The organism is bacterium (assembly GCA_022616075.1).
Lineage (GTDB): Bacteria > Acidobacteriota > HRBIN11 > JAKEFK01 > JAKEFK01 > JAKEFK01.
Map to the genome: position 1 here is coordinate 1 of JAKEFK010000113.1, position 8967 is coordinate 8967.

9 protein-coding genes are annotated in these 8967 nt (G+C 47.7%); 4 read left to right on the forward strand and 5 right to left on the reverse strand.

The features are described from left to right. Positions 1–358 (reverse strand): hypothetical protein (locus L0156_09435; GenBank protein MCI0603224.1); only part of this gene is annotated, 358 nt, incomplete at its 3' end. A 76-nt stretch (positions 359–434) separates the two neighbouring features. Between L0156_09435 and kdsA the strand changes: the two genes are divergently transcribed. The 4 genes from kdsA to L0156_09455 are packed head-to-tail and all read left to right on the forward strand — an operon-like array spanning position 435 to position 4748. Then, positions 435–1256 (forward strand): 3-deoxy-8-phosphooctulonate synthase, encoded by an 822-nt coding sequence (kdsA, locus tag L0156_09440; GenBank protein MCI0603225.1) that lies wholly within the window; start codon positions 435–437, stop codon positions 1254–1256. Further along, positions 1253–1930 (forward strand): phosphatase, encoded by a 678-nt coding sequence (locus L0156_09445; GenBank protein ID MCI0603226.1) that lies wholly within the window; start codon positions 1253–1255, stop codon positions 1928–1930. The genes kdsA and L0156_09445 overlap by 4 nt, the downstream gene beginning before the upstream one ends. A 10-nt stretch (positions 1931–1940) precedes the next feature. Beyond that, the gene (locus tag L0156_09450) at positions 1941–2780 is read left to right on the forward strand and encodes a hypothetical protein (protein MCI0603227.1); all 840 of its coding nucleotides are present in this window, start codon (positions 1941–1943) and stop codon (positions 2778–2780) included. A gap of 30 nt (positions 2781–2810) precedes the next feature. Beyond that, complete coding sequence (locus tag L0156_09455; GenBank protein ID MCI0603228.1) at positions 2811–4748, forward strand: glycosyltransferase family 39 protein; 1938 nt, start codon at positions 2811–2813, stop codon at positions 4746–4748. A gap of 62 nt (positions 4749–4810) precedes the next feature. On the opposite strand, the gene L0156_09460 is transcribed toward L0156_09455, so the two are convergent. The 4 genes from L0156_09460 to L0156_09475 all read right to left on the reverse strand — a co-directional run. After that, entirely contained in the window at positions 4811–6364 is a 1554-nt protein-coding gene (locus L0156_09460) for a tetratricopeptide repeat protein (protein MCI0603229.1), read from the reverse strand. Between the two features lie 183 nt (positions 6365–6547). After that, positions 6548–7360, reverse strand: a complete 813-nt coding sequence (locus tag L0156_09465) for an FkbM family methyltransferase (GenBank protein ID MCI0603230.1) — start codon at positions 7358–7360, stop codon at positions 6548–6550. A gap of 27 nt (positions 7361–7387) precedes the next feature. Next, complete coding sequence (locus L0156_09470) at positions 7388–8257, reverse strand: glycosyltransferase family 4 protein (GenBank protein ID MCI0603231.1); 870 nt, start codon at positions 8255–8257, stop codon at positions 7388–7390. A 180-nt stretch (positions 8258–8437) separates the two neighbouring features. Then, on the reverse strand, positions 8438–8967 hold a 530-nt coding region (locus L0156_09475), incomplete at its 5' end, for a glycosyltransferase family 2 protein (protein ID MCI0603232.1).

Genomic DNA, 8967 nt, shown 5'->3' on the forward strand with positions numbered 1-8967 from the left:
GAGCTGCAGTTCCGGACGCAAGGAAGATATCCAGGCCGAGAAAGGTGCCCACTTCTTCGGAATTACCCAACCGATTTCCGTTTTCAAAGAATTCACTAACACTCCGGTCTGCAAGCCGACTCAGACCGGACGCGGAGACGCCGACCACGAATGGGGTCGCATTGCGTGTCGAAAAAAGACGCATGGAATTCTTACCGAGGTCCTTCACGAAATCTTTCGCGACGTTTTCGTGCGCTTGAGCCGATTCTTCCGAATAGGCTGGTAGCGCCGCTACTGCGCAGAAAAGAATCGTAAGCAGACAGGCGAAAAGAAATCCGCAAAACAATTCAAATGCCCGGCGCATGTTTTGACGCTTCATTGCCACTTCCCCCCATCAGGTTGTTCCTATCATAACTCAAAACAGTTCAACAATTCCCAGTTGGGTTATGATACTTATGAAAAAAAGCATGATCGATAAGATTCTGACCTCTGGGAAATTTTTTCTGATTTCGGGTCCCTGTGTAATCGAAGAAGAAAAGGTCATGTTTACCACTGCGGAAAAATTAAAAAGCATCTCGCACCGGCTAAATCTCCCTATGATATTCAAATCATCATTCATGAAAGATAACCGCAGCTCTGTGGATTTCTATCAGGGTCCCGGAATCGATGAGGGTTTGAAAATGTTGCAAAGAATCAAAGAACAATTTTCATTGCCGGTACTTTCGGATGTTCATTTTCCAGAACAGGTAAAACCTGCTGCACAGGTCCTGGATGTAATTCAAATTCCTGCTTTTTTGTGCATGCAGACAACGCTGGTAGTGGAGGCTGCTAAATCAGGAAAAGCAATCAACATCAAGCACGGCCAGTTTACAGCCCCGGCGAACATGATTCATCCGATAAGAAAAATTGAATCCCAGGGAAATAAGAAAATCATCTTGACCGAGCGGGGTTATGCTTTCGGTTACAACGACCTGATCGTTGATCCGAGGAGTTTTTATGAGTTGAATCGATTCGGATATCCGGTAGTTTTCGATATCACTCATTCTGTAAGAAAGTATGGAATTCCCAGTGCCGACCCGGCCGGCGGAATGCGACAATATCTGCCCGCGCTCGGCAGGGCAGGTGTTGCGGCAGGTGTTGATGGCATATTTATGGAAGTTCACCCGGATCCGGCTGTTGCAAAATGCGACGGGGCCAGCCAGATGAAACTCGCCGATTTGGAAGAATTCATCAAGCCGTTGATTGAAATTCATCAAATAGAAAAGCAGTGCAGATGAAGGACCCGTCGGAATTATTTTCGGAGCTGGGTGGAAACTTCCTGACATCTCCTGAAAATATCCTGAAGAAATATTCGAAGATCCATGCCGTTGTTTTTGACTGGGACGGCGTGTTCAATAGTGGAGTGAAGTTCAGCCAGGAAGGAAGCCTCTTTTCCGAACCGGATGCCATGGGGACCAATCTCCTGCGGTTCAATTATTTTCTTCTGCACAAAAAAATGCTTCGCACCTTCATGATCACCGGAATGAACAATACTTCCGCAGTAAATTTTGGCCGGAGGGAAAATTTTGATGCAATTTTCTTGAATTATAAACACAAGGAAGAAGCTCTCGAAATCATAGGCACGCAATTTGATTGCAGCCCCGATCGAACGGCATTTATTTGTGATGATGTACTGGACCTGGGTGTGGCTAAACTCTGCTTGCTGGCATTTTTTGTGAGGAGAAAAGCAAGTCCTCTGACGGAGAAATATGTGCGTGAAAATCAATGCTGTGATTACGTCACGGGAAGGGAGGGAGGCGAGTTTGCCGTCAGGGAAATATGCGAGCTGCTCATAGGCTTAACCGGAAGGTTTAACGAAACCATTGAGAAGCGTATTCGGTTTCAGGGCTCATTTAAAGAATACTCTAAGGCAAGACAGAAAGTTACTACACAGGTATTTACGTCGAGTTGATGATTGCATTATGAATATTCAGTCGATTCGTCGCATCGATTACTGGACCGGGATACCAATTTGTTTTTTGCTTTCGATACTGAATACTCTTGAGCAGATGCTGGGCATCCGGAAAATCAAGGCCGAGGAAGAACCTCGAAAAATCCTTTTCCTGTTGATTTCCGAGCTGGGGAGCACGGTCGTTGCGTATCCTGCTTTTCGAAAGGTTCGCGGGAACCTCGTGACGCATCGTGTTTTGTACAGCCAAAACCGCCATATGGTTTACAATTTCCTTGCCCTCAGTCAAGCGTTATGGTCTTCGGATGCCGGGCAGCCATTTTTGAAGAAGACTCTGAAAAATGAATCGATTGAGCTACCGAAGATTCGTTCCGCGGTAACGGAAAAGGATGCGTTGTGGGCCAAGTTAAAACGATTCCACGATGCAATCGGTCCGGGTTGCAAGCTGATTGTCTTGAATCCGAATGCCAGCGCGCTTCTCCCATTACGCAAATGGCCGCTCGATTTCTACGGCAGGTTGGCCCGCCTTCTTCTGCAGGACCCGGACTTGTACATTGCGTGTATCGGCGTTGCTTCGGAAAAGCCTGATGCGCAAGCTGTGATTCGGATGGCAGCGAATGATAGGGTAATCGATCTGACGGGTGAGACAACCCTGCGGGAGCTGGTGATCCTTTTTAACATCAGCCGTCTTCTGATTACGAGCGACTGTGGGCCTGCTCACATTGCCTGTCTGAGCAGCGTTCCCATTTTGATTTTTTTCGGACCGGAAACTCCCACTCTTTTTTCTCCCTTGAGCCCGCGCGTAAAAGTGCTGGCAAGATTACGCATGCTCTCCCTGTGTGTCTGTCTATAATCACCGGCAAAGTCCGTGTACCAATAATCTGTGTCTTCAATCGATCACTCCGGAAACCGTATTCACCATTGCGGCACAAATAATGGAAGCCGATCGGATCGGGGATTCACGGAGCTGGAACGCAATGCCGGTTTGATCCGGATGGAGGGCACACCGGATCAATCGATGTCGCTTCTTCGCCGCTACCAAAACGATTTGGTAGCTCTGGCAGTGATTGCAATTGTTTTCGGATTGATGTGCGCCATATCCTGGCAGAAATGGGCTTCGGCATCCATTGATGGCGGCGCAGCAATGAACGTTCCCTTGCGGTTGCTGAATGGCGAGTCATTATACTCCCAGGTCTATTTTCTATACGGTCCGCTAGGGCCTTATCTAAACGCACTGTTATTCAAAATATTCGGTGTTCATCTCAGTGTGTTATACGTTGCAGGAATCGTATCTTCCTTTCTGCTGGTGCTGTTCACATATCTGCTTGGAAAGCAGTTTATGGGAACGATGGAAGCCACATTGGCCGCTCTCGCGGTAGAAGCGCTTTGTATTTTCAAACATGGAGCGCATTCGATATTCCCCTACACCTTTTCGGCCCTTTATGGGACTCTGCTTGGGATAGCTGCGCTGGGCCTGCAAATCCGTTACACAGCGAGTCAAAAGTCCGCTCATCTCCTCTTGTCAGGAATCCTGGGAGGACTTGCGCTGATCTGCAAACAGGAGTTCGGGTTCGCGATCCTGGCATCCACATTCGCTCTGTCAATCTCAGCTCGTCCCGGGCAGAGAATCGGTGTATTAGTCTATGCGCTGCTTCCGGCTCTGGCCATCCCGGTTTTCACTTACATTACACTCGCTCTTCGAATGCCATACAGCGTGTTGTTCAAGGACACCTTCTTCCTACCGCACCATATTCCCTGGGAGCAAATCTATTACAACAGCATGAGAACGGGAATGAATGACATCGGCAAAACGATGATGGAGTTTGCCGGCGCAACGATGATTGTTTCCTCATTCGCAGCTTTGATTGGGTTGATCAGCGTTTGCTTTTCCCGGCCAGCCGGTCAGGAGCAGGTTGCAATTCGGAGGCGCTGGATCCGATGGCTTTCTTTGCTTGGCGGTGGAAGCTCGACCCTACTTCTTGTGATTCTTTTCATTCTCGGCACCGTTGTCTACGTCAGCCCGTTGCGCGCTTTGCCGCTTTTGTGCGGGCTGCTGCTCTACGGCTATTTGCGACGCGACAAAGATTGGCGCAGTCAGGCAGTCCCCCGATCCATCTTTCTGTTGAGCGTTTACAGTCTGGCCGTTCTTGCGCGTGTTATCACCCGCGTGCCTAGTGGCGGGGCTTATGGACTTTTGCAACCTGTCCCTCTACTGGCTTTCGTGTACTCTGTTGCTGCTGCATACCCTCGTCCCTTTTCAAGATTTTCTCGAGCGCAGGACTACGCGCGGGTGATCGTACTGATCCTGTGTTCACTCACGATTACAATTTCGCTTCTAGGTACAGTGAATCGATACCGGAAAGAACCCCGGTTTACTCTGCAAACAAATCGGGGCACCATGCGCATCGATGTTGCTGAAGGGCCGGCATTCAAGGCCGCTCTGAACTTCATCAACCAGAATACGGGACCGCACGAATTCATTTTGGGAATGCCGGAAGGCACCTGCCTGAATTTCCTTGCCAGCCGCCCCGCTCCGCTGCGATATGAAGTACTCACTCCCGGGTTTCTCAATTTGCAAGCTGAAAAACAAGCCATTCAGCAGCTTCGGGAGAAGCAGGTGAAATTTGTTTTTCTGATAAATCGGCCGACTTCGGAATTTGGAGCAACCGCTTTCGGCCGCGATTACTATCGCGTGCTGATGCAGTGGATTGAACAAAATTACCAACTGGCAACGGTTTTCGGCCAGGAAGTAAGTACCGATTCCCAAATCGGCGATAAGAATTTCTTTATTAAATGCTACAAGCTAAAGGACCGATTTTAACAACCGCCAAGGCGCCAAGAAAAAAGATCTCTTCAAAAAATCTTGGCGTCCTGGCGGTTCCTTTAACTTTTATTGGCTACTTGCCGCAATCCTTTTCTCGCAGCGTTTCGGTCATCAGCGGCAATGAATTTGTTAATGAGCGCCTTTTCATAAGAATGTTTAGCGGCAAGCTTCAGCTTCCTTGCTTCATAGATTTGGCCGAGTTTCACGTAAATTCCGGCAATGAGCCCCTCCGGCTCCCTGGGGTTCCGCTTCAGTAGATCCTTGTATAATTTTTCGGCTCGCGGGTAATCCTCCTTTAGATAGTACATTTCGGCCATGTAATAGAGCGTTTGTACGCTGTTGGGGTATCGTTTCAAAATAGCCTGAAATGATGATTCCGCCTCAACAAACTTTCCCTGCGCCGCCAGTCTTCGGCCTTCCAAATTCAAACGATAAATGTTGGCAAGAGTCTGGTTGTATTTTTGACTTCTAAGTTTTTCGGCGTCCCCATGAGAGTGGCGATATTCTGGAAGCGAAAGGACCTGTGTGTATGAATGGATCGCTTCATTTCGCATTCCTATCTGGTCGTAGATGCTCGCGAGTTCCATGTGAGCGCGAACAAGAATCCAGGTAGGTTCTTTCGGCTTTTCAGCGATCAATGTTTTGATTTCTTCGATCGCCTTTTCAGGGGCGAGCTGCCTGCTGTGAACCCTCGCAAGCTTCAAACGGGCCTGGTTCCGGACTTCTTTTGTGTAAGTCGGAATTCCGCGCTGGCATCGTTCCAGTACGTCCATAAAAATTTTTTCGGCTGTCTGGTAATCACTGACCTCATCCAAATACAGTGTTCCCAGCCAATAGTTGTACCAGGCATTATTCGGATACTTTTCATGAAATCTCTTGACAACAGCGATAGCCTCCAACGGCTGATCCTCAAAATCTGCATGAAAACGGGCCAGAATCAATTCAGCTTCCGCTCCGAAGTACATCGATTTCTTCGACGCAATATTCAAATAGTTCAGGCCTTTTTCTTTGTTGCCGCCCGGCAAGAACAGCAAGGTCTTTAGTACTTTGGCGTAACCAGGTAAGGCCCCCGCCATGTAATTGTAAACACCGATGTTGTAGTAAGTGTCATATTGCTTTGGATGGAGTTCGAGGATCCGTTCCAGATACTTCTTTCCTTTCGCGGCATCCCGGCCCGCGGAAAAATAACTGCCCCTTAATCCCTTCACACGAGATTTTAATGAGTACGCATTTCCAAGGTAAAAAAGAGCGGTGACATCCGATCGGTTTTGCTTCAAAAGTCTTTCCGACTGCTCAATAGTTTGCGCCAGATACAGTTCAAACAATTGATCGTACGGGGTCTCTTTAGTCTCTGTCTCGTAAATATATGCGCGAAAGATTTTCCACCAGTAGCCGTTTGCAAGAAAATACGACACGGCAGGACTATTCGGACGCGTCTTTTCCATTTCCTGGATTAACGCAATTCCAGCATCAAAATCCGCAGCGAGGAACAATTCATTGGCCTGCGCTACGGTAGCATCAAATGAGGCATCACTATGAAGCGGATCAGCGGATAGGTTTTGCGCGAGAGTTAAAGCAATGAGGACGAAAAGGGTCAGAAAAGCGCGCATCATCTAAAAAACCAAGTATTATATTCGCTCGATATTTAACTTTCTACCAGCATGCAGGTTGCGTACTGGAATTTCTCCCCCTATATAAAGGGGGAGATTAAGAGGGGGGTTGTTCCTTAGGGTGTTTCCCCAACCTCCCCTTAATCCCCTCCTTCATAAGGAGGGGAAATCTGAGCGTCGCACTACTCACGCGGGGACGCAAAAGATATCATAATGAGGCCATTTCGTAAGATTGTTATCGTTTACCAACTCACCCAGGTAATTCGAGTCGCTTTCAATCAGATAGACGGAATATCCATGACCCTTAAGAAATTGTAGAAGATTGCGACGCTGTTCGGGGCTCGTTTTTTTGAACACTTCAGCTCTTATGTACGGTTTCTGTTCTCTGATAAGACCGGAAATGCCCCGAAGCACTTCAAGATCGGATCCTTCAGTATCCACTTTGATGTAACGGAGTCTACTCACAACATCCGGGTAGTGGTTAGACAAAAAAGTTTGTAAATTTCTGCCTTTCACTTTCAGCTTAAATGCATGTCCGTGCTTCCACTTGCTGATTCCTGGATACAATCCGCCATTGCAGAATCCAGCATCTGAGTATTCGAATTCGTAATCTCCGTCTTCGATTGTGGCGGCAAACATCAAGGGAACGATGTTTGTTTTATCGGGATTTAGTTCCGAATTTTTTTTCAAGACCGGGAACACATATCGATTGGGTTCCAGGGCGAGGACACACCCGGACTTACCCACGCTCAGAGCAATTGCGATTGTGGTATCGCCGGTGTGAGCGCCAATATCGATGGCTGCGTCACCAGGAGAGAGGAACTTGTTGATTTGATGGATGACATCCAGTGAAAACATCTGTTCCGCTTCGTGCGGGTGCAACCATTGGGCGTAATCCACTTTGCCATATTCAGCAAGCTCAAAAGTGTTGATTTTGTATCCGTAAACTCTCGGTTTGGGCTGCATTCCCAGGAGATAAAAGAACTCTTTGAGCTTCATACAAAGATGAACGGATTCCCTGGCTGGTTACACCGAGTTATAAAGGGAAACGTATTCCCGCGCTGATTGATTCCAGTTAAAAAGCGCGGCCCTTTCCTTCAGTTGATTTGCTTTGCCGGGATGAACAGAAAAATCGTGCATCCCTTTCACAAACACATCACACATGTTCTGTGGATCAAAATCATGCCAGTAAAAAGCCACGTCTCCGCCTATTTCAGGAAGTGAGGATCCATAATAAGCAAAGACAGGTTTTCCCACGCTCATGGCTTCCACCAACGGCAGCCCAAATCCTTCTGCGGTCGAGGGAAATAAGAACGCGTCACAATTCTTATACAACCACAGTTTTTCGCTTTCGCTGATCTCACCGGGCATGAATACGCGTGAGGTAAGCTGATCGGATCCGATTTTTTGGTGGATGGATTTTGCATACTCGCCCTTCTTGTTGCCTGCTATGATCAAATTATAATCTTTCGTCTTTTGCAGAAACGGTAAAAGGGCTGAAATATTTTTTGTTTTGGAAATAATTCCGAGAGAGAAAAGAAACGGACGGTCAGGTATCCAGGAAGGCTTGACCGCCCGGATGCTCAAGTCGATGGTATTACCGTTGTAAATCACATTTGCCGGACAACTCATTTTAAAATATTGACGCACCTGTCCGAGCACGTAATGCGAAATGGTTGTCACGAGCTGGGCGCGGTTGATCCTGGACTGCAATCTCTTGAATCTCTTGTTCAGCATGGACCCTTTGTATCTAAGTCTGAAATTGAGATCGTGAATCGTAAGAACATATTTGCCGTTAAAACGAATAGGTTCATATCTCGAATCCTGGTGCAGTAAATGAAAAATATCTGTACCTTGCGCATTCACACCGGTGATCATATGCAGTCTTGAAGACACGATGTACTTGTTCCCGCGGCCAAAGATTCCACTGTCAGAAGGGGGAACGTAGAATGAGAACTCGTGTTGATTTTTGTGTTGTACGATATGCTTGCCCAAATGAAGACAAAATTGTCCAAGCCCGCTATTTCTGTGCCTGAGTCTTTCCATTTCGAAGAGGACTTTTGCCATCAACCCTGGTCACTCCGTAGCTTTTGAATTTTCCATCTCCCAGAGTTTTGCCAGTTTAAAGTACATGGAATAAGCCGCCAGCCAGGCAATGAAAAGGCCAGGAATCCCATCCAGAAAACCCGCGCTAAAGACATAGTTCTTGAGAAAACGAATCGGAAGAGAAAAAATCAAGGCGGACATAGAGGCCCGTTCGCCCCGCTGAAATGCTTCGAGCGCCGCCAGCTTCGTGTAGAGATGAATTTTCGGCAGGTACTGGTCGTGAGAACGGAAGGTATAGTGCTTCATGGGATTGCGAAGTTTGCCGGTTCTTCCCTGGACGATCAAACCTTCATGCACGATTCTTTCAGGATTGTACCGGGCTTTTCCTTTGCGAAAAAGCCGCACAACCACCCTACCGCTCCAACAACGCACCATCCGGCCGCAGAAGAAGGTGTCCCGCAAGATGGCATAAGCTTCCGCCTGCGGTTTCCGGATCGCATCTCTGATTTCTTTACGGAGAACGGGTGTCAGTCTTTCGTCGGCGTCCAGAATCAGGACCC